At 45.1% G+C, this 1,257-nt stretch carries 1 protein-coding gene; it reads right to left on the bottom strand.

Features of this window, described 5'->3' with window-relative positions; all coding sequences use genetic code 11:
* Positions 1-12 precede the first annotated feature (12 nt).
* Entirely contained in the window at positions 13-1,152 is a 1,140-nt protein-coding gene (locus NLX71_RS26245; RefSeq protein WP_254366755.1) for an IS4 family transposase, read from the bottom strand.
* Between the last annotated feature and the right edge of the window lie 105 nt (positions 1,153-1,257).

Here is a 1,257-nt window from a genome sequence, read left to right as displayed (position 1 = left end):
CACGCCTGTTGATTAACCAACTTTTGGGTTATCAAGACGCGACAAATAGACGTATTTATCCAGAATCCTAGTAACAGCAATAAGCCATTCCGCCTGCAATTGATTCTCTTGCATGAGTTCCTTAAATCGGATAAGTGGCATGGACCTGCAAGCGATGATGAGCGATTTGGAATGGTCATATAGCCATCTCAGGACGACATACGTCATGAGTGCAGCGAACAACTGGTTGAATACGGCATTTTTCGTGGTTCCAAACAGAACAGGGACATTCAAGTTTTGCTTGATCCATCGGAAGAAAACTTCGATGCCCCATCTTGCCTTGTACATATCGGCAATTTGCTCGGCAGACAGGTGCTTGAGATTGGTGGCAACTCGAATTTCGTGACCGTAGTCGTCTTTAAAAATGACGACGCGATGACGAAGCTGCGATTGACTTTGAGGGGTTCCCAGATAACAAGTCATATCCTCCACGACATTCGAGTTTTCAGCGGATTCTCGCTTTAACGAACGCGGTTTTACGAGCGTTATATTTTCTTTGATTCGTGTGACAAAATATTGGTTCTCCCGCACATAGTGGTCGAATCGCTTGATTTTTCCGTAAGCGCGGTCATTGACGAGAATGTAGTCTTTGTCTCCAAGCTGTTCACCAATAGGACCATCATGAGCGGAGCCAACGGTTTCGATCACTTGAACAGGTTGCTCCGTGGCCACGGCAAAAGCAACATGCAGCTTAATACCCGCACGTTCTCCATGAAACAAGGCCCAAGGGAGTCGTGTTTTTCCTACGGTAATGGTTGTCGAATCGACGAGCAAAAGGTTCTTCGGAATGCCAAGATGACGCTTGGTTGCACGGTTGCATTTGGAAAGAAGTCGATGAAATAATCGCTTAAAAAGCTCATACGGCACATCGCTTGCTTTGGAAGAAAAAGAGGAATAGCAAACGCGAATAAGACCGCTGGTGACTGCTTTTCCTACACCGGACCGATAGCTGTCCCACTGTCCTAAGGCAGCGTGCATAAAGAATAAGAGAAGCTGACTGGCTGTAAACTTGCTGGCTGTATCTTCGTATTTCAATTCTTGCAAAATTTGCTTCACATCTTCTTCGGTCAATAGTGTTTGAACTAACTTGGTGAACGTGGTAGACTTTTTCATGAGGTCGCCTCTTTCAAATCAACTTCTGTGGTGGAATTGATTTTATCGAAAGAGCGTCCTTTTTTCAATTTTCGGCTTCCTGATTCTGGTTAATCAACAGGCGTG

The sequence above is a fragment of the Paenibacillus sp. MZ04-78.2 genome (assembly GCF_024213375.1).
Classification (GTDB): domain Bacteria; phylum Bacillota; class Bacilli; order Paenibacillales; family NBRC-103111; genus Paenibacillus_G.
This window is presented reverse-complemented; position numbering and strand designations above follow the sequence as displayed.

Coding starts and splice junctions, on each gene's coding strand:
- NLX71_RS26245 (WP_254366755.1), bottom strand. CDS start 1,152: ATGAAAAAGTCTACCACGTTCACCAAGTTAGTTCAAACACTATTGACC.